This is a genomic window from Candidatus Binataceae bacterium, assembly GCA_036495685.1.
Taxonomy (GTDB): domain Bacteria; phylum Desulfobacterota; class Binatia; order Binatales; family Binataceae; genus JAFAHS01.
The window spans coordinates 1-19033 of sequence record DASXMJ010000231.1 but is presented as its reverse complement, the minus strand read 5'-3'; the positions used below and the strand labels follow the sequence as shown (position 1 = coordinate 19033).

The following is a 19033-nucleotide window of genomic DNA, read 5'->3' as shown; positions in this document are numbered from 1 at the left end:
TTGTTCCTTCTGTACCTGGCCTCGGTCGCCGTGATCGGCGCGTATCGAATCTCGCGGGAATCTCACGAGGAGAACTTGCGCCGGCTCAAATGAGGCGGTCGTTGCGTGACGACCGCCGCCATCATTATCCCGCTCTCCCCTCGTGATCGCAGCAGCAAGCGGACCCGTCGGTTCGCTGGTTGGCCAGCTTGCGCGGCTCGGTGGGGCTAGAGTAGTCGGCATCGCTGGCGGACCAGAGAAATGCGGATACGTCCAAAGCGAGCTCGAGTTCGACGCAGCGATAGATCACCACGCCTCGGATTTTCCAGCTCAATTGGCCAAGGCCTGTTCGAAGGGAATTGACGTCTATTTCGAAACCGGTGGTGGGGCGGTTTGGCAGGCGGTGCTTCCGCTGCTCAACAGTTTCGCCCGCATACCAGTCTGTGGCCTGGTTGCTCAATACAACAGCGTCGGTCACCCCGACGGCATCGATCGTCTCCCAGCGACAATGCGCCAGATCTTGTCGAAGAGCCTGACCCTGCGTGGATTTATTTACGCTGAGTTTGTCGAGCAATATTTTACTCAATTCTTGCGCGAAGTAGGCGCGCTAGTCGCGGACGGCCACGTCCGTTACCGCGAAGACATCGTAGATGGTCTGGAGAGGGCCCCAGAAGCCTTCGTCGGCATGCTCGATGGAAAAAACTTTGGCAAGGTCATCGTGCGAATGGGCTAACCGGAACCGTGACGGGCGACTGGAATCGAGTAAAGGGACGCGATCTCGGTCGCTCGGCGAACTCATCAATAGCAGCGGGACGCCGCTCCGGTGTCCCAGAGGAACCGGGCTTTTTGGAGTTTGCCCCTCCGAGGGGCAAACTGACCGAAATTAGCCACATCGGGACATATGCCAAAACCCGAACTTGGCTAACTTCTGACATCAAAGCGGTCATTACCTTTGTGAGACCCATATTCAGGTCGCCTTCGTTTCGTTAGCTTCTTCTCAACAATGACCAACGGGAAGAGGCGATCTATGAAAGTCAGCATTGGGATCGGCGGTGCGGCCTCGGGCCAAAGACGCGACTTCGACGAACAGGTCGAATACGTCGTCGAGGCGGAAAAGCTCGGCATCGATGCGGTCTGGACCGCCGAAGCATGGGGGCAGGACGCGATTGCACCGCTTGCCTACCTCGCCGCGCGCACAAGCCGGATCCGCCTCGGCACCGGCATCATGCAGATCAGCGCGCGGGTGCCCGCGATGACAGCGATGACAGCGCTGACGATGGCTGCCATCAGCAAAGATCGCTTCATCCTGGGCCTCGGGACGAGCGGTCCGCAGGTTGTCGAAGGCCTGCAAGGCCAGCCATTCAAAGCGCCGCTGACACGGCTCAGAGAAACCGTAGAGATCATTAAACTGGCGTTCGCCGGCGAAAAGATCGAGTATCATGGCAAATATCACGAATTGCCGTTGCCGGGCGGACAAGGCAAGGCGCTCAGGTTGTCACATCCCGGCAATTCCAATATTCCGATTTACTTGGCGACCCTCAAACCCCAAGCATTGGAATATACGGGTGCGGTGGCCGATGGTTGGCTCGGCACGTCGTTTATGCCGGAACACGCAGCAGCTCACCTCGACTATCTGCGCCGGGGCGCCGAAAAGTCTGGGCGCAGCCTGGCCGGCATCGAGATTGAGGTCGGCGGCACGGTCGCGTTCGGCGATAATCTTGATGTGCTCGTGGAGCCGTTGAAGCCCGCGATGGCTTTTACGCTCGGTGCAATGGGGTCTGCGAGGACGAACTTCTACAACGACGCATTCAAACGGGCCGGTTGGGAGGCGGTTGCCCGCGAAGTGCAGCGTCTCTGGATCGCGGGAAAGCGTACCGAAGCCATTGCGACGGTACCTTCAGAGATGGTGGTTCAGGCGAATCTCCTGGGCAACGCCGAGATGGTGCGCGAGCGAATTCAGGCCTACAAGAACGCGGGCGTCACGAGGCTGCGCGTCGCGCCGATGGGGCATAGCCTTCGCGAGAAAATTGCGACGCTCGGTAAGGTGATGGATTTGGCGAACGCGATCAACGGCACCGCTGAGTAGCAACGCGAATCGGCATTTGCAAAGCAATCACTCTCCTGGCGCGTGATACCTTGCCAGAGGACCACACCGAGCCGCCGCCCGCTGTCAGCAATCGCTGCCGTAGAGAAAATTGTCAAAATCAATGCAGCGAGACCTCAGCGCTCGGGTAACACCGCCACGAAGTGGCCGTTCTGTCCGCGGTCGATCCCGGCGGCGTCGGGCTGGATGCGCTGCAGCAGCGAAGGTGAGACACGCTCTCCTTTACCCGCGCGCGCGCTTTGGGATTGTGCTTCATCTTCACTCCTCTCATAGTTTGTTTGGAGTCTCAGCGGTCTTCCGCCGTCCGCCTTATACGGCTGTTTCCAGTGTGACACATCGGGGCTTTTCCGGGTAAACTTGCTGAGAGAAAGGTGAGTATAAGAGAGATGAGCGAGTATATCCCCCCTAAAGTTTGGACGTGGAACAAGGCGAGCGGCGGCCGGTTCGCAAACATCAACCGCCCCATCGCCGGGCCGACGCACGACAAGGAGCTGCCCGTAGGCCGCCATCCCATCCAGCTCTATTCACTCGGCACGCCCAACGGCGTGAAAGTGACGATAATGTTGGAGGAACTCCTGGCCCTCGGCCACACTGGCGCGGAGTACGACGCATGGCTGATTAATATCGGAGCTGGCGATCAGTTCGGCAGCGGCTTCGTCGCCGTTAACCCGAACTCCAAGATTCCGGCACTGGTAGATCGCAGCGGTCCTATGCCGATCAGGGTTTTCGAGTCGGGCGCGATCCTACTCTATCTGGCCGAGAAGTTCGGCGCGTTCGTACCAGGAGAGGTCGGCGGGCGCGCCGAATGCTGGTCATGGCTATTTTGGCAAATGGGAAGCGCGCCCTACCTGGGCGGCGGATTCGGCCACTTCTACGCGTATGCTCCGGAAAAAATCGAATATGCAATCGATCGGTATGCCATGGAGGTGAAGCGACAACTCGATGTGCTCGACCAACGACTCGCACAGAGTGAGTATATCGCGGGAAGCGCCTACACGATCGCCGATATGGCCATCTTCCCTTGGTATGGCGCGCTGGCGAAGGGCGAGCTCTATGGAGGAGGCGAGTTCCTGAGCGCGCAAGATTACAAGAACGTGCATCGCTGGGCGGACACGCTCATCAAGCGCCCGGCCGTAAAGCGAGGACGGATGGTCAATCGAGTTTTCGGAGAGCCGTCGAGCCAGTTGCACGAGCGCCACGACGCGAGCGATTTCGACACCAAAACGGCGGACAAACTCGCCGCAGGAAGCTGAGCATCAATCGCGCTACGGGTGCCGTGATGGCCCAAGGGATTTCTGCAAGCGGTCGTTCGTGCACTGAAACAATACGATGACACTTGCGCTAGCGTGCAATTTCGTAGTCGCGTTTGCGTCTGTGGCAATTCTACTGGAGCAACTCCGGGCGCTGCAGAATAGTGATAGGCCCCAACTTCGCAGATCGTGAGATCTCGAATGCCGAAAGGAGACCACTATGAGCGAGAAGGAACAGTACGAGAAGCTCCCGGCAGGAATGCCGAAGTGGCTGAGGGACCATGTGGAACTATATCTCTCCGATCCCGACAAGGCTCATCTGTGGGATTCAACCGTAGGGGGTGGGCCGGGCCCGCTGCCGACGCTGCTCCTAATCGCGCGCGGCGCGAAGAGCGGCAAGCTCCGACCGCTGCCGCTTCTCTATCAGGAGATGGATGGGAAATACGTCATCATCGGCTCGAAGGGCGGCGCGCCGACCCACCCGGGCTGGTACGTGAATCTGAAGGCGAATCCGGAGTGCGAAATCTGGGTCGGCTCAAAGCGAATGCGCGCCCGTGCACGCACCGCAAGCGGCGATGAACGAACGCACGGCTGGAAGAAGATGGCGGCGATGTATCCGCCTTACGACGACTACCAGAAGCGAGCGGGTTCGCGGCAGATCCCGGTGGTTGTTCTCCAGCCTACTGGCCCGGCATGAGTGCGACGTTTATTGACACAGCCTAACTCCGCGTCGCCGCGAAACAGCGCTGATCTCGACAAAAGTCTAGTAGCGGGTTGTCCGCTCCACTTGGAATTTGAACCACCAATAGAAGTACAAGGTCGAGAGACCTGGTGAGGTGGCAAACGGCAGACGAACAGCACCTCCAGGAAGTACGACGCTGGACGGCAAAGCGACGCGTAGGACTGGTCCTCAGCCTGCCTGAATGGAGAAACCACGCAGCTGACGCGGCGCGACATCAAAGACCGGAGGTGAGTGAAAAATGTCTCCTACAGTAGCTGGCATTAAGATCCCGGACAGCAAGATGGCGCGTGATTTGACCGAGCTGATACGCGACAAAGAACCGGACCTGCTATTCCACCATTCCTCACGAGTCTTTTTATTCGGCGCCCTCACGGGTCAACGCAGAGGCCTGCGCTACGACCCCGAGCTGCTCTATGTCGGTGCAATGTTTCACGATCTCGCCTTGACCGAAGCGTACCGCGACTCGCAGTTGCGGTTCGAAGTCGACGGAGCGAACGCAGCTCGCAACTTCCTGCGAAGTTACGGCTTGCCTGAGGAGTCGATTGAGACCGTCTGGACTGCAATCGCTCTGCACACGACGCCTGGGATTCCGGAACACATGAAGGCGGAGGTGGCGCTGGTTACGGCTGGTGTCGAAATGGATGTTCTCGGAATCGCTTATGATCAGTTTAAGGCGGAGGATCGAGAGACCGTGGTCGCTGCTCACCCGCGCGGGACGAGCTTCAAGAAGAACATCATCGATGCCTTCTATCGGGGTATGAAGCACCGGCCGGACAGCACTTTCGGCACCGTGAATGATGATGTGCTTGCACTTAAGGACCAGCATTTCCAACGCACTGATTTTTGCAAAGTGATCCTCGGGTCTGCCTGGACAAACTGACCACACATGACCGGTCCAACACGGCTCGGGTGAGCTAATCTATCCATCCGAGACCACGCCACTACATCTTCGCGCCTCGCGATAGAGACGACTACCAAGTCTGACGGCGCGCGTGAGTCTCGCGAGATGCGGCTGGACCCAAGAACTCCTGAGTTCCATCGCAGACACATTGCTAGTCGGCCGACTTGATCGCGCCGAGGATGGTATTCGTGGCCGCGCTGAGCGCCCACGCGACCTGCAAGACAAGCCAGATCACAAGGATCAAACGGTACCGAAACAGCCGATACGAGAAACATTTCGGAGTGAAGAAGCTAAGGATTTCTGCGGTTTCTCAGGGCTCAAATCGTTCTCCACTACCACACGGTATCTCGATTTCAGATATCCTCGGAGCCCTATCCGGAGTGCTCGACTGCGGGCATCACGTAGCGATCGAGAACTTGCAGGGCGACCCGGCCCTGCCGATCGCTCGCGTACATCCCCGAGTTTAGGGCGACCACCATGTCGAGCTCCGGTATAACATACAGTCGCTGTCCGCCGAGCCCCACCGCGGCGGTCCATTTCACTTCGTGGCCATTGACCAGCGAGCGGCCTAGCCAGAACTGGTATCCGTAAAAAAACAGAACCTCACCCATGATGTGCGGCGCGGTGGCCGCATCGATCCACGCCGAGGAGATCACTTGCGTTCGGTTCCATGACCCTCGCTGAAGAATCAGCTGTCCTATCTTCGCGAGATCCCGGGGGCGCAATCGAAGGCCCCCTGCCGCGTGCGGGCTGCCGTTCGGATGTTTGTACCAGGTGAAATCGGTGATCCCGAGGGGTGCGAATAACAGCGTGGCCGCCAACTGGTCGACGGCCTTTCCCGTTGCTTTCTTCAGAATCGCGCCTAGCAACTCCGTCGATCCGGAATTGTAGTTCCAGATCTTGCCCGGCGCCGCGACCAGGTCAGGCGCCAACGCGGCGCGCGTAGGATCGGAGGAGCGGTCCATCACGATTTCACTGTTGTCGGGACTCGTATAGGGAACATCTTCCTCATGCCACTCAAGCCCTGAAGACATCGTAAGTAAATCGCGAATCGTGATGCGGTTTTTCTCCGGAGTGCTGAGGCTGGTGTACTCCGGAAAGAACGAGAATATCGGGGCCTCGATGCTTTTGATCCAACCGTGATCGATCGCAATTCCCATCACCAGCGATACCACGCTCTTGCTTACCGAACGCTCGTCATGGCGAACGGTTGGCCCAAATGTCACGATTCCGGCCTTGCTCCCCAGATGCTCATCGTCCCCCGTGAAGTATTGCTCGAACACCAGCTTTCCATGGCGTACGACTAACACCGCGTGAACATTGTCAAGCTTCGATTCGGCGAGCCACTTGACCATCGGGCAGAGCGCGGCCTTCGACAGGCCCACGCTCTCAGGCGTCGCGACTTGCCAGCCCTCAATGCTGCCAATCGGGTCCCCGCACCCATTCGGGTCCGCCCGAGGCACTGCAGTCGTCGCGCGTTTGCAACCCGCGATCGCAAGCGCGACGATCAGCGTAACGAGAAGCATCCTTCGACTGATCACATAATCCTGGAGCACCGCGCGGCATTTTTCCACGCACACCTCCTGATCAAAAGCTGAGTGAACAGTCACTTCGGATATTTAAACTTGCGACGTCAGATACGGCCTTTTCTGTTTCGGTGCGATTTCCCGGGTCTCTCCGAATCGCGGCAAGTGGTCAGTGCGGCAGACAGGGTGAAGCCGCACGTGCGATTCGTCTGACCTCGCCTCCGCCGCCATACAATCACCGTCCACACCTTCCAAGCCAGGACGAATCAGTGGGCGCTCCGGCGCGTGGGGCGCTGAGCTGCTGCCCGGCGCAGACCTCGTTTCGGACGGCGCACGGCCCTCACCTTGCCGCTATTTCCCCCTCCGCAGAAGAACAGATCGCCCCCATCCGACTCGAGCCCCGAAACGCTCACTCCGCGCGGCATCCTAAGTCTCTCCAGCACCTCTTCCGTGCGAACGTCTACCCGCCGCAAATCGCTTTCGTCACCTTCCCAGGTACCGTGCCAGAGCTGACCGTCGACCCAGGTGACCCCGGTGACAAAGCGGTCGGATTCGATCGTGCGAACTATCGCCCCTGTCCGGGAATCGATTTGGTAGATTTTCCGGTTCCGATGCTGCCCGACCCACAGCATTCCTTCGGCCCACGCGAGCCCGGAGCAGCCGCTGCCGGGCGCCGGAATGGTGGCGACCACCTGGCCGGTCTTCGGATCGATCTTCTGGATGCGATCCCCGGCCAACTGAAAGAGGTGCAGCCCATCGAAAGCAGTTCCCGCATTCGCAGCGACGTCTATCGAGCGCAACATCTTCCCGCTTGAGGGATCGACGGCCTTCAGCGTGTCTCCGGCCGCAAACCAGATGTGCTGACCGTCATACGTGACTCCATGCACGTGCTCGACACCCGGAAAGGGGCCGTACTCACGGACCACTTCGGCCGCTGATTGAGTCATGCTTTCATCCTAGCCGCTCGGGAGTGGAGCGGGCAGTAACAAAGTCGTCGTGAATCCCGGCACGGGCCGGGTCATCCAACGACGGGCTCGTCCGCGACCAAACCACTGCACCTTGTCTGCTGCCGCGAGCGAGTCGAGCGCCCGCTGCACGGTGCGCTGGCTCATTCCGAGCGCAATTGCGAGAGCCGAGCTCGACCAGGATTGACCGTCGGCGAGGAAGGCGAGCAGCGACGCGCTGTCGTCTTCCACGGGGGGCGCCAGAACAACGACCCTGCGGGCGCTGCGCGGCGCTAGGGCAAACCCTCTTTTCGTGGCGCCAACGCCTACCAGCGCTCTCAGCACGATCCGAAGACGCGCTATTTCAACCCGCAGCCGCGCGCGATGCGATTCATCGGCGTGCCTTGCTCCGAATGCTCGTGCCAGGAGTACGTCTCTCGGAACGTCGTTCGGCCAGGTTTCGCCCAGCGCTCGCGCGAGCGCGAACAACACCGGGCGTCTCGCAAGCGAAACGACCGTGCGTGCGTGACGCACGACATGACGGCACGCGTCCACCACCAGCGCTTTCGACGCCAGCAATGCTTCGACTTCTCCGAGCAGGAGGGTTCGCTCCTCGCCGTTCGCAATCAGACGCGCTGCCGGCGTGTTCAGGACAAGAGATGCACCTTCAACCTCCGCCGTCAGCGCGGGGATACGTGCGAGGTGCGCGGCGCGTTCCGCTCGAGCGAGGGCGGCGCGCGCCGCCTTCGTGCGCAGGCGTCGAATCGCGATCCCCGCGACCACTAGCTGGTGGACGGTTCGCAACGCCGGAGGGAGAGGTACTGCGTTGAGCTCAGCAAGCATACGCTCCGCAGTATCGATGCGACCCACCAGGAGGAGGCGCCGGACCTCGAGATACCGTGCATACGCGCCGTTTACGCGGTCGCCATGCGCTTCGAGCGTCACCCACGCCGCCTTCAGCGCGCCCGCGGGCCAGCCCGAGTCGCGCGAGACGAGGGCAACATCCGCCTCGGCGACGACGCACCTCGCGCGGGCTGCGGTCTCTTTCGGGCTGAAGGTACGCGCAGCACTGCGCAGAAGAGCCTTCGCCCGAACGAAATCGCCGAGCTGCGCCATTGCAATGCCTCTCAGCGCGAGGGCAGGCGCGTCGTCGCGCAGGCCTACGCGGTTCAGTGCGCCGAACGGGTCGCCCGCCGCTAGCGCCCGCGCCGCGGCTGCAATCAGAGCGTCCATCACAATCCCGTCACACTTGTAACTCTCACCATTCGGCACGCCGCAGGTAAGATCTATCTCGCGGACGCCAATGAAACACGTCGTATCGATAACGCCTCGAACGACGGAAGACCCCTAAAGGGAGGAGATAAGAAACGATGACCAAGCACAGGACTGGGACACGCGAGGAGTGGCTTGCTGCGCGCTTGGATCTGCTCAAGGCGGAGAAGGAGTTGACGCGGCGGAGCGACGAGCTGGTGCAAAGGCGTCAGGAACTGCCGTGGGTTCGGATCGACAAGGAGTATCGGTTCGAGACCGACGAAGGCAACTTCTCGCTGGCGGAACTCTTCCGCGGTCGCTCGCAACTCCTCGTCTACCATTTTATGTTCGGGCCGGACTACACCGCCGGCTGCCCGTCTTGTTCGGCGATCGCGGACGGCTTCAACGGGTTCGCCGTGCATCTGGCGAACCACGACGTCATGCTGTGGGCGGTGTCACGGGCCCCCCTTAGGAAGCTCCAGACCTACAAACAGCGCATGGGATGGACGTTCCCCTGGGCGTCCTCACTTGACGGCGACTTCAACTTGGACTTCAACGTCTCGATCACCGAAGAGCAACAGCGCGGGGGGCGCATCGAATACAACTACGCGCCCAGCAACCAGACCTTCGACGCAACGCAGGTTCCCGCCCCCGTCGCACGGTTCGCGGCGATGTGCGGTACCGACTCGCCGAGGTACAGGCGCGAGAGGCCCGGGATGAGCGCGTTCGTGCTCGAGAATAGTGTGGTCTACCACACCTATTCTACTTATGCGCGCGGACTGGACGCCCTGTGGGGCATGTACCAGTGGCTGGACCGTGCTCCCGAGGGACGCAACGAGACCGGCACGGGCCCCTGGTGGAGCCGCCACGACGAGTACAAGGGCTGAGCGAAATCTAGGCGCGCAACCTCGGTTCGCCGCCGAGGTGCGCGGCCAATTTCTCGAGTGCCGGGACCCAGCCATCCGCATTGCGCCAGGCTTCCCACCCACTGGTGCTCACGGTGACCTCGGTTTTTCCGCCGAGATCGCGGAAGTCAATCACAGTCGCGTGGGTGTGAATCTGTTCGCCCGACAGGGTCACCGTTTCCTGGTAGGCCAGCCGCTTCATCGGAACCACTTCGCTGAACGTTCCGGACTCGACATACGGGGTTTTGCCGGGTAGCGCGAAACCGACACGGTAGGAGCCCCCGACGCGAACATCTGCCTCGGCAAAATGAACGACATGGTCCCACCCGGCAACCCACCACCCGGTCATCTCCTCCGGTGTCGTCCATGCACGCCAGACGGTGCTCGGGGCGCGTCAAAGATGCGTCTAAGGATCAGTGTCGAATCAACCTTGTGCTTCGGATTCATCGGTCTTGTTTGGCAGTCGCCCTGCGTGCTGCCGGGTGGACCAAGTTTGAAAGTAGATAGCCGTTCGATCTTTTGGACCAGTGTTCGATGCGTCACCAAACGGCGGTATTGGGCGGTAGGTCCAACATAACGCGACCGACCGCTTCATACATCGCCGGTTGCACGACGATATGCGCAGTCACCACGTGAGCATCGCGGAAACACCGCTCCAGTTCACACGATTCGTAGATCGCGGTCGCCGCAGCCGCCTGGTACATGAGATCCACCGATTGCGCGCAACGTTGCACACAGTTCGTCGCCGCAAGTCGAATCAGAGCGCGTAGCGGTTGCGGGATCGGGTTGCCCGCGAGGAGTTCCCTCCGCCCTTCCTCGACACTCTGATACAAAAAGGCGCGGGCCGAATGCACCAGCGCCTCAGCATGGGCGAGGTCGATCTGTGCGGTTGGCTGTTCGCGCAGCGCGGCGGTTTTGGTAGCCGGCACTTTTGAGCGTGCGATTTCCTTAAAGGCGTCGATCGCATGGCGCGCGATTCCTAGAGCCACGGCGCCTTTGGCCACTGCGAAACTCGCGAGCATCGGAAAGGCGTAAAGCGGGCCGCGTTCGACCGGAGTGGTGATGTTGAGCGGCAAAGCGCGTTCTGCGGCAACGAAGAGGTTGTCGATCGCGAAATCGTGACTGCCGGTGCCGCGGAGTCCGGTCACCCGCCAGGTGTCCAGGATGGTAACTTCAGATGCTCGCAACGCGATCTGCAACATTTCGGGAGCGCCCGTGGGACCCATCACGGGCTTCCCGCTCTCGCACAGCAGCGCGCCTACCAGCACCACATCGGAATGCTGGCATCCGCTACCGAATTTCCATCGGCCCGAGATACGATAGCCGCCGTCACTTTTCTCGATCCGCCCGGGCGAACTGAGGGTTCCGGTGACGATCGGACGAGAAATCGACCCGATCAGATCTCGTGAGGCGCCCCGGAGAAAACCCGCCCACAGATCAGTGTCGAACACGATCATGACGTTCCAGCCGCTGGCACCGTCTGCGAAACTGATTTCCTCGATCGCGCGAAGCGCCGATCCGATTGACGTTTCCAGCCCGCCCATCGCGGAAGCAAGACCCATCGAGAAAAGCCCACCGGCGCGCAGTGCATCGACCACCGGTGCGGCCAGGCGGCGCCCTCGCTCGGTCTCGTCGGCGTGGGTGCGAATAATCGATTGCAAACTGCGCGCGACGGCTACCGCGTCGAAGGAAGCGGCGCTCGCGGTTGGACCATTACCGACTTCACTAGACCGCGTGTTCTGGGTTTGACTTTGCACATCCGATTCGTAGTCTTTTGCCGAACAACGGGTCAAGCGCCGAGCCTTGGACCGCAGTTCGGGCCAATCCGAGATGGCTCCTATTGGAGGACGGTGGAATCGTGAACTGCTTCACGGAAATAGCGACCGGCTCATTTGCGTTTGGTGGGCAGCGCTCGCCGCGAAATGAAGCTTACCGACTCGACCACCGGCGAAGACAGCTGGAGCCAGTTCGGCGTCGCGCTTTCCTTAGACCGCTGAGGGACGGACTTTTAACGGACACCGTTTTGAATTGTACTCACTCTTGGCAGGAACGTCGGTGGTCTTTCCGGGCACGGTTGCAATCCCTGCTGAGCGCACGGTTGCAAAGCGCTCTGACCCCCACGCGTCTTGATGCCACGCATCCGTTGCGCCGAACATTGCGTCAGACAAAGGTGTTTCAATGAGTCAAAATCGCGAATCAAAGTCAAAAGACAAGCCGGTCGCCGTAGTGATCGGCGCCACTTCAAAATGGCAATCGAACGGCCGCAATACGTTGTTGGTCCATGGCAAGGCGCTCAACGAAAGCGACTTCCCGGTCGGCGTGCGCTGGGGCGTGGGGGGCGCTATCGCGCAGAAGTTCGCCCAGGAAGGGTTCCTGGTTGTCCTCACCACCCGCAGCAAGGCGAATGCAGCATCACTCGCGCAGGCCATCGAAAGACAGAATGGGGAATGCCTGATTGTCGAACTGGACCTCGCCTCCCAGGCGTCAATAGCGACGGCGTTCGCGACGATCCGCCGCGACGCTGGTGATCCTGAGGTGGTCGTCTATAACGCTGGTTACATGGAGGGGCGCGAGCTTCCTCCGGAAAAGGAATTGCTCGAACACATCCCGGTGGAGATGTTCGACACGGCGCAGCACATATCGAGCCGCGGCCCCTTTCTGGTTGCCAAGGAGATCTTGCCCACGATGCGAACCAAGGGCCGTGGATCGTTTTTCTTCTCGAATAACGCCAACTCCCTACGTGGGCGCAAGCGCATGACCGGACAGTCTCTTTACTATCCCAGGGTCATGATGCGCACGCTGTCGCAGGTACTCACTGAAGAGTACTCCGAGTATGGGGTACACGTGGCTAACGTGGTGATCGACGGTCTGATCGACTCACCCGGAACCCGTGCGCTACCGATCGCCCAAAAGCGACCTGAAATCGTCATCGATCCAGTGAAAATTGCCGAGGCTTTCTACTACTTGCATACGCAGGACCGCTCGTGCTGGACGCACGAACTGCAACTAACAGCATTTCCCACTAAACCTAGCTATTGATAAGCGTTTTATCCGACCGGCGGTCACGCCGGGGCAGTTCGCCGACCACGACCAACAAGTCGTCAGTCATTGGAGGTTCGAAAAATGTCGCCTGGACCTGATTTCTCCGGCAGGGTTGACGAGGCGTGGCTGGCCCAGTACCGCGAGGAGATTATTGAGCCTGAACTGCCTATCGTGGACCCTCATCACCATCTGTGGAGCCGCGCAGGCAACGTTTATCTCTTTCCCGAGCTCCTGGCTGATCTCTCCAGCGGCCACAACGTCCGAGCCACGGTGTTCGAGGAGTGCGGTTCGATGTACCGGGCCGACGGGCCGGAAGAGCTTCGCTCGCTGGGTGAGACCGAGTTCGTCACCGGCGTGGCCGCGATGAGTGCGAGCGGCGGCTTCGGACCGGCGCGGGCATGTGCCGCAATCGTCGGAAACGTCAATTTGCTGCTGGGATCACGCGTTGAACCGATTCTGAAGGCGCATATTGCCGCCAGCGGCGGGCGATTCAGTGCAATCCGTTTTTCGACAGCCTGGGACGCGGATGAGCGTGTGCGCAAGACGGTGCCGCGTCCTGGGGTGCTCGCGGAGAATCAGTTCCGCGAAGGCTTTCAATATCTGGCCCGCTTCGGACTCGCTTTCGATGCCTGGGTTTACCATCCCCAGTTGGGTGAAGTGGCGGCGCTGGCCGCCGATTTCCCCCACACGCCGATCGTCCTAAACCATTTCGGCAGCCCGATTCTGGGCGGTCCCAACGCCGGGCGCGCGACCGAGGTCTTCGCCGAATGGCGCAAAGCGATGATCGCCCTGGCCTCGCATGACAACGTCCGCGTGAAGCTAGGTGCGCTTCCGGAAAGGCGCTCCCGCACCTCGCGCGAGTCTAAAGCATTGCCGCTTTCTTCGGAGGAGATCGCTGGGGCCTGGCGGCCTTTCTTCGAGGTTTGCCTTGAGCACTTTGGCGCCCGCCGGTGCATGTTCGAAAGTAATTTCCCGGTGCAAAAGCGCTGGTGCAGCTATGCAGTCCTGTGGAATGCGTTCAAACGTCTTGCGAGTGGCGCCTCCGCTGACGAGAAGTCGGCGCTGTTCAGTGGCACTGCCGCTAGCACGTATAGACTTCCGGCGGCGCTGGCCTAGTGCCGGGGCTGCAGCGACTGGGAATTACGAGAGACTAGCCTTGCTTTCAATCCGGTCCACACCTTTGGTCTGATTGGTGGTAGTTTGGGAGCGGTCGGAGTCTCCAAGGCGGCGCCTAAGACAACGTTCACGCTCTTCGACTGGTCCAAGGTCCATGCGGGGAGCTCTGGCCCTCGACCGCTGTCCGTCACAGAGCCAAGGTCGCCTGAGGGGCGACGTAGCCGACTAAGTAGGGAGATGTTATGGCAACCGTTGCAGAATGCTTGGTTAAGGTTCTTGCCGAGGCTGGCGTCAAGCGAATCCATGGCATCGTCGGCGATTCGCTCAATGGAATTGTTGACGCGATCAGGCGCGAGAAATCCATTAAATGGATCCACGTGCGCCATGAGGAAGTTGCGGCCTTTGCAGCCGGCGCCGACGCCCATGCAGCGAGCTGGTCGAGCTGGCCCGCAGCAACATTTTCCGATGAAGCGACCTGCCGGCGATCATAAGCGAGAAAAGCGAACTCGCTGACGGAAACAAAAGTCATTTCGATTATGAGGTCTGCGGCTTGCGTGCGTCGGAGGTATTCCGATGAAGATACTTTTTCTTGACGGCGGTGTGGTAAATCCGGGGGACTTGGGTTGGAACGCCTTCCGGGAGCTTGGCGAGTTGGAAGTCTTGGACCGGACGTCCGAAGATGAAATCGTCAGCCGCGCGCGTGACGCTGAGGTGCTCCTTACGACTAGAGCACCGCTGTCCGCAGCGACGATCACGAAGCTCGAGCGCCTACGCTATATCGGCGTGGTGTTCACCGGTTACGATCAGGTTGACCTCAAGGCCGCTCGTGCACGTGGAATCCCCGTCACCAACGTGCCTACTTATGGCACTGCCTCGGTAGCTCAATTGGTGTTCGCACTTCTGCTCGAACTTTGTCATCACGTCGCACTGCACAGCCAAGCAAGTCGCGCGGGTGAATGGTCGCGGTGCCGGGATTTCAGCTTTTGGAAAACTCCTCTGATCGAGTTGGAAGGCAAAACCATGGGAATCGTGGGGTTCGGGCGTATCGGCCGGCGGGTCGGAGAAATTGCGGCCGTCATTGGGATGCGCGTGATAGCCAGCGACGAAGCGAGAGAAAATACTCCCGCTTGGCCCGGCTTTGAATGGTGCGAAGTGAACGAGTTGATGGCCGCCGCAGATGTGGTGAGCCTGCACTGTCCGCTTCTCCCGCACACGCGGGGAATCATCAATGCTTCAACCCTATCGAGGATGAAGCCGACTGGTTTTCTGATCAACACCTCGCGCGGACCGCTTATTGTAGAGCAGGACTTGGCGGATGCGCTCAATCAGGGACGTCTTGCGGGCGCGGGCGTAGATGTACTCTCGAGCGAGCCCCCGTCGCTCGACAATCCGCTGTTACATGCAAAGAACTGCCTCGTAACCCCGCACATCGCGTGGGCGACTAAGGAAGGGCGCATGCGTCTGATCGGCACCGCAGCCGCGAACCTGAAAGCATTTCTCCAAGGTCATCCGATGAACGTCGTCAATTAGCCCTTGCTCGCCGAACGGACATAAGGCTTGTCAATCAATCTTGTGCTGGTGGATGTCCGATCTTTTGCGCCGGGCTGAAAGGGCCTCTATCTGCGGGCCCGCCCCTTCCATCGATTGAGCGACCAAAGTGCCAGGCTGACCCGGTGCTTCAAGTTAGTTGGGCGCGCTTTTGGGTCAGCGCTATCGCGCAGCCGATTGGGATGCCGAGGCCGAGCACGAGCGTCCCGACCAGGAAAGCCGGCGAGGGCGGCTTGTCTGTAGTGTAGATCGAGAAGAGGACTGTGTTTGTGACCACATACCCCGCGTAGGCCCATCCGAGTGGTAGAGCGAGTCGGCGCATTTGCCAGATAGCGATCACGTAGGCGACTAAGAGGAGGCCGAACACGGGACCGAGAACGTCGTTGGGGACTCCGGACAGGCGGTGGCCGAAGAACACGAAGCCCGTGTGGGCATCGGCGAGGACAGGTTTCAGGAAATTCGAGAGAGCGAGCAAAGCAAAGAGAACCGCACACACAGTCAGAAACCAACCCCGTTTTCGTTCCATCGGTTTCCTCCATCGGCGGGATGTATTCGATTGAGGTCATCTACCTGCTGGATGTATTACTGTCCAGGATGGTTTTGTAGCAAATACGAGCTTTCCAGGGGGAGCGTTACTCCTGGGATTGCGGGCGAATCCGGCAGCTGCACACAGTCCGCGATGCTCGCGTTCTTTTACTTGCGCCGACGCGCTCTGCATCTGCGTCTGGAGGGCGAGCCACCACGGAAACACGTCTCCAATAGCGAGGCACCGACCTCACAGTCTGGTTGAGCTTCTCTTGGGCTTTCGGTGTCAATGAGGCTCGCCCCGCCTCTGCCGTCGTTTACTCGCAGTCAGATTCCAAGTGGCCGCCGCCACCCGAAAACCTTGGGAAGGGGGCTTCACGCGGCTAACCTACTGCGTCTCGATGCCACGACTGTTCGACCAAGGTTAGCCAGCTGCAAAGGAACTCTCGATGATCAAAGAGCGTCTCCGGTACAGGTTGAATTGCACACCACAGACGACGCGATCCAGACTGATCGCAGAGTGAATTGCCGGGAAGGCGCCGACGTAGGTCTCGCGGTCACGTTTGTGGTCTTTGGTTTCGACATCAGCTGCCCGTATCTACCAGGAACACCAAGGAGCGTGGCCCCACAGTGTACCTCGATTGAGACACGACGGGCGCCTGCTCCCACGCGTAGACATCCTCCGGTTGAGTGAGCGACGTGTCGACCCATCGCCGCCAGCGGGCATCTGCCGGCGGCAGTTCAAAGGTCAGGGGCTCCCAGTATGCGTTCAGCATCGCGTGAATCGTAAAGGTTCCCACCAGGCTTGCGATCGTGAGCGCGATAGAGTGCGAGTTCTCACTCCAGTCCGGCGAATTCAGCGCGATGCCGTGCCACCTGAGCTCCGCCGTTGCGAGAAGCTGGTTTAGGGTGAGTCCTGCCAGCCCAGCACGTTCGATGACCACATCGCGGCGAAGCCGAAAAGCGATCATCATTTTGACAAAGCGATGGAGACCCGTGTTCCGATCGCAAAGACCCCAGTCAAACCAGCTAGACTCATTGTCCTGGCAGTATGCGTTGTTGTTCCCACGCTGCGTACGCCTGACCTCGTCGCCCATGAGCAGCATCGGCGTTCCGACGGCGAGCAAAGTCAGAGCCAAGCAGTTTTTGATTTGCCTTAAGCGCAGCGACTCGATCGCCGGATCGCTCGTAGGTCCCTCAACGCCGCAGTTCCAGCTCAGCTCGTCATTCATCCCATCGCGATTATTCTCGCCATTATCTTCGTTGTGTTTTTGATCGTAGGAAACGAGATCGTTCAGCGTGAATCCGTCGTGACACGTAACAAAATTGATACTCTGCTCAGGTCCTCTGTTCTCGTGAGCGTAGATATCAGGGCTACCCAGCAAGCGCGGCGCTACTCTCGACACCGTGCCGCTATCGCTCTTGATGAATCTGCGCACGTCGTCACGAAACCTCCCGTTCCATTCCTGCCAGCCATCACCGACGAAGCTCCCTACCTGATAGAGGCCCGCGGCGTCCCACGCTTCCGCGATGATCTTTGTTCCTGCCAGCACCGGATCCGACTCGATATCCAGGATCACTGGCGGGTTCGGCACCGGCGCCCCGGTCTGATCGCGAGCCAGCACCGATGCGAGATCAAAACGGAAACCGTCGACGTGCATCTGTGTGACCCAGTAACGAACGCTGTCCACGATCATCCGGCGGACGATCGGGTGGTTGGCGTTTAGCGTATTTCCGGTCCCGCTGTAGTTGGCGTAATTGCCACGATCGCTTTCGAGCAAGTAGTAGTCTTCGTTGGCGAGGCCGCGAAAGCAGAAGGTCGGACCGCGCCCGTCCCCTTCTGCGGTATGGTTGAAGACCACGTCCAGGATGACTTCGATACCCGCGCGATGCAGCGCCTTGACCATGTCGCGAAATTCGTTCATCGGCCCGATCGGACCTTTTCGAGAGCTGTACGCGCGATGTACTGCGAAGAACGAAACCGGTGAATATCCCCAGTAGTTGACGTGACCCGAGGGTGCGTCGGCCGCATCGAATTGAAAGATCGGCATCAGTTCGACGGCCGTTATTCCCAGGTGGATCAGGTAGGGAATCTTCTCGATCAATCCGGCATAGGTCCCCGCTTTCCCCGGAGCCACGCCGGAACTTGGATGGCGCGTGAATCCGCGCACATGCAGCTCATAGATAACCGTCTCGACGAACGGCGTGTGCAATGGGTGGTCGCCCTCCCAGTCGTAGGTTCTAGGATCGACGACGACGCTCTTCATCGCTGGGGTGTTGTCGGCGGTGCGCGAATAGGCCTTCGGAATGGCGACCGCGAGAGCGTAAGGGTCGAGCAGGACCTTGCTGCTGTCGAAGCGCACGCCCCGCTCCGGTTTGAATTCTCCGAACGCCCTGAACCCATAGAGCTGTGCTGGCTTTAGGTCGGGAACCAGCACATGCCAGTAGTGGTAGGTACGATTCTTTAGTGCATCGAGTGCGATCAGCCGAGCAGGCTTGAGGTCGTCTTCGCTGTCGAACAGCAATAGCTCGACCGAGGATGCGCTCTTCGAATATACGCTGAAATTGACACCCCCAGGCTGCATGGCAGAGCCTAACGGAGCGCTCGAACCAGGGGCGACATCGGAATTCATTTAAAACACGAAACCAGGTGGTTGCCTCCACGGCATTCAACTACACGGAGGCGGGGATTACCGCCACCACAACGAGGTTGCTCGGTACGGTCATCGGCCAGGAAGACCAACGAGCTCATCATGGCGGGAGACATGATTCGCCCGGCAACGCGCCGCTGCGCTGGGGGAGACGCTTGCGAACCTGGTGAACAAGCCGACCACAACCAAACATCCGTAGACGACCTCGGATGGGACGATCTTCTCAGGCAATTCAATCGTCGCGTATCGCCGTAACTGATAATCTTATCAGTCATCATTGACAACATTATCAATCATTGGTAGATGGATCATCATCCATGGCCGATCCTCGTCAATCCGCACGCCATCGCCGCGCTCGTGCGCTCGACCAGAACGAGCGGCGCACCCTGCTCCTGCGCTGCGCGCTTTGCGTTTTTGCGCGTCGTGGAATCGGCGCCGCCCGTCATGCCGAAATCGCGCGCGAGGCCAAGGTCTCTGTACCCGCGGTGTTCTTTTACTTTCCCACCCGTCAGGCGTTGGTGAGCGCAGTGTTGGATGAGGTGGCGCGGT

General features: G+C 59.8%; 17 protein-coding genes and 1 pseudogene. 11 read left to right on the top strand and 7 right to left on the bottom strand.

The genetic code is table 11. The annotated features are described in order from the left end of the window. Positions 1 to 142 precede the first annotated feature (142 nt). From VGI36_20885 to VGI36_20865, 5 genes are all read left to right on the top strand, one after another. The gene (locus VGI36_20885; protein HEY2487607.1) at positions 143 to 712 is read left to right on the top strand and encodes a zinc-binding dehydrogenase; all 570 of its coding nucleotides are present in this window, start codon (positions 143 to 145) and stop codon (positions 710 to 712) included. 294 nt (positions 713 to 1006) lie between these two features. Then, positions 1007 to 2065: an LLM class flavin-dependent oxidoreductase gene (locus tag VGI36_20880; GenBank protein HEY2487606.1), complete on the top strand. Its 1059-nt coding sequence runs from the start codon at positions 1007 to 1009 to the stop codon at positions 2063 to 2065. A gap of 404 nt (positions 2066 to 2469) precedes the next feature. Continuing rightward, complete coding sequence (gene yghU, locus VGI36_20875) at positions 2470 to 3336, top strand: glutathione-dependent disulfide-bond oxidoreductase (GenBank protein HEY2487605.1); 867 nt, start codon at positions 2470 to 2472, stop codon at positions 3334 to 3336. Between the two features lie 217 nt (positions 3337 to 3553). Then, complete coding sequence (locus VGI36_20870) at positions 3554 to 4030, top strand: nitroreductase family deazaflavin-dependent oxidoreductase (GenBank protein ID HEY2487604.1); 477 nt, start codon at positions 3554 to 3556, stop codon at positions 4028 to 4030. 283 nt (positions 4031 to 4313) lie between these two features. Further along, positions 4314 to 4955 carry an HD domain-containing protein gene (locus VGI36_20865; protein HEY2487603.1) on the top strand — a complete coding sequence of 214 codons (642 nt, stop codon included), beginning with the start codon at positions 4314 to 4316 and terminating at the stop codon, positions 4953 to 4955. 392 nt (positions 4956 to 5347) lie between these two features. Here VGI36_20865 and VGI36_20860 read toward each other — a convergent pair whose 3' ends face one another. The 3 genes from VGI36_20860 to VGI36_20850 form a co-directional block, all read right to left on the bottom strand. Continuing rightward, positions 5348 to 6502 (bottom strand): serine hydrolase, encoded by a 1155-nt coding sequence (locus tag VGI36_20860; protein HEY2487602.1) that lies wholly within the window; start codon positions 6500 to 6502, stop codon positions 5348 to 5350. A gap of 266 nt (positions 6503 to 6768) precedes the next feature. Then, positions 6769 to 7449 carry a hypothetical protein gene (locus VGI36_20855; GenBank protein ID HEY2487601.1) on the bottom strand — a complete coding sequence of 227 codons (681 nt, stop codon included), beginning with the start codon at positions 7447 to 7449 and terminating at the stop codon, positions 6769 to 6771. 9 nt (positions 7450 to 7458) lie between these two features. Beyond that, positions 7459 to 8679 carry a hypothetical protein gene (locus VGI36_20850; GenBank protein HEY2487600.1) on the bottom strand — a complete coding sequence of 407 codons (1221 nt, stop codon included), beginning with the start codon at positions 8677 to 8679 and terminating at the stop codon, positions 7459 to 7461. A 137-nt stretch (positions 8680 to 8816) separates the two neighbouring features. Between VGI36_20850 and VGI36_20845 the strand changes: the two genes are divergently transcribed. Then, complete coding sequence (locus tag VGI36_20845) at positions 8817 to 9584, top strand: DUF899 domain-containing protein (GenBank protein ID HEY2487599.1); 768 nt, start codon at positions 8817 to 8819, stop codon at positions 9582 to 9584. 7 nt (positions 9585 to 9591) lie between these two features. On the opposite strand, the pseudogene VGI36_20840 reads toward VGI36_20845, so the two are convergent. Further along, positions 9592 to 9978, bottom strand: a pseudogene (locus tag VGI36_20840) (SRPBCC domain-containing protein). 163 nt (positions 9979 to 10141) lie between these two features. Next, the gene (locus tag VGI36_20835) at positions 10142 to 11359 is read right to left on the bottom strand and encodes an acyl-CoA dehydrogenase family protein (protein ID HEY2487598.1); all 1218 of its coding nucleotides are present in this window, start codon (positions 11357 to 11359) and stop codon (positions 10142 to 10144) included. Positions 11360 to 11780: 421 nt separating this feature from the next. Between VGI36_20835 and VGI36_20830 the strand changes: the two genes are divergently transcribed. The 4 genes from VGI36_20830 to VGI36_20815 all read left to right on the top strand — a co-directional run bounded on the left by VGI36_20830 (position 11781) and on the right by VGI36_20815 (position 15290). After that, positions 11781 to 12641, top strand: coding sequence for an SDR family oxidoreductase (locus VGI36_20830; protein ID HEY2487597.1), 861 nt, complete (start codon positions 11781 to 11783; stop codon positions 12639 to 12641). 84 nt (positions 12642 to 12725) lie between these two features. Beyond that, positions 12726 to 13760 carry an amidohydrolase family protein gene (locus VGI36_20825; GenBank protein HEY2487596.1) on the top strand — a complete coding sequence of 345 codons (1035 nt, stop codon included), beginning with the start codon at positions 12726 to 12728 and terminating at the stop codon, positions 13758 to 13760. A 242-nt stretch (positions 13761 to 14002) separates the two neighbouring features. Continuing rightward, positions 14003 to 14251, top strand: coding sequence for a thiamine pyrophosphate-binding protein (locus tag VGI36_20820; GenBank protein ID HEY2487595.1), 249 nt, complete (start codon positions 14003 to 14005; stop codon positions 14249 to 14251). Positions 14252 to 14333: 82 nt separating this feature from the next. Continuing rightward, entirely contained in the window at positions 14334 to 15290 is a 957-nt protein-coding gene (locus tag VGI36_20815) for a D-2-hydroxyacid dehydrogenase (protein ID HEY2487594.1), read from the top strand. A gap of 148 nt (positions 15291 to 15438) precedes the next feature. On the opposite strand, the gene VGI36_20810 is transcribed toward VGI36_20815, so the two are convergent. Both VGI36_20810 and glgX read right to left on the bottom strand, forming a co-directional pair. Then, a complete protein-coding gene (locus VGI36_20810; GenBank protein ID HEY2487593.1) occupies positions 15439 to 15834 on the bottom strand; it encodes a hypothetical protein in 396 nt (131 codons plus the stop codon). A gap of 583 nt (positions 15835 to 16417) precedes the next feature. Then, positions 16418 to 18466: a glycogen debranching protein GlgX gene (glgX, locus tag VGI36_20805; protein ID HEY2487592.1), complete on the bottom strand. Its 2049-nt coding sequence runs from the start codon at positions 18464 to 18466 to the stop codon at positions 16418 to 16420. 335 nt (positions 18467 to 18801) lie between these two features. On the opposite strand from glgX, the gene VGI36_20800 reads away from it, so the two are divergent. Beyond that, positions 18802 to 19033, top strand: a 232-nt coding sequence (locus VGI36_20800; protein ID HEY2487591.1) for a helix-turn-helix domain-containing protein, incomplete at its 3' end; no start/stop codon positions are given.

Excerpts from the sequence above, each read along its gene's own strand:
- VGI36_20880 (HEY2487606.1), top strand. The coding sequence starts at position 1,007 with ATGAAAGTCAGCATTGGGATCGGCGGTGCGGCCTCGGGCCAAAGACGC.
- yghU (HEY2487605.1), top strand. The coding sequence starts at position 2,470 with ATGAGCGAGTATATCCCCCCTAAAGTTTGGACGTGGAACAAGGCGAGC.
- VGI36_20870 (HEY2487604.1), top strand. The coding sequence starts at position 3,554 with ATGAGCGAGAAGGAACAGTACGAGAAGCTCCCGGCAGGAATGCCGAAG.
- VGI36_20865 (HEY2487603.1), top strand. The coding sequence starts at position 4,314 with ATGTCTCCTACAGTAGCTGGCATTAAGATCCCGGACAGCAAGATGGCG.
- VGI36_20860 (HEY2487602.1), bottom strand. The coding sequence starts at position 6,502 with ATGCTTCTCGTTACGCTGATCGTCGCGCTTGCGATCGCGGGTTGCAAA.
- VGI36_20855 (HEY2487601.1), bottom strand. The coding sequence starts at position 7,449 with ATGACTCAATCAGCGGCCGAAGTGGTCCGTGAGTACGGCCCCTTTCCG.
- VGI36_20850 (HEY2487600.1), bottom strand. The coding sequence starts at position 8,679 with ATGGACGCTCTGATTGCAGCCGCGGCGCGGGCGCTAGCGGCGGGCGAC.
- VGI36_20845 (HEY2487599.1), top strand. The coding sequence starts at position 8,817 with ATGACCAAGCACAGGACTGGGACACGCGAGGAGTGGCTTGCTGCGCGC.
- VGI36_20830 (HEY2487597.1), top strand. The coding sequence starts at position 11,781 with ATGAGTCAAAATCGCGAATCAAAGTCAAAAGACAAGCCGGTCGCCGTA.
- VGI36_20825 (HEY2487596.1), top strand. The coding sequence starts at position 12,726 with ATGTCGCCTGGACCTGATTTCTCCGGCAGGGTTGACGAGGCGTGGCTG.
- VGI36_20820 (HEY2487595.1), top strand. The coding sequence starts at position 14,003 with ATGGCAACCGTTGCAGAATGCTTGGTTAAGGTTCTTGCCGAGGCTGGC.
- VGI36_20815 (HEY2487594.1), top strand. The coding sequence starts at position 14,334 with ATGAAGATACTTTTTCTTGACGGCGGTGTGGTAAATCCGGGGGACTTG.
- VGI36_20810 (HEY2487593.1), bottom strand. The coding sequence starts at position 15,834 with ATGGAACGAAAACGGGGTTGGTTTCTGACTGTGTGTGCGGTTCTCTTT.
- glgX (HEY2487592.1), bottom strand. The coding sequence starts at position 18,466 with ATGAATTCCGATGTCGCCCCTGGTTCGAGCGCTCCGTTAGGCTCTGCC.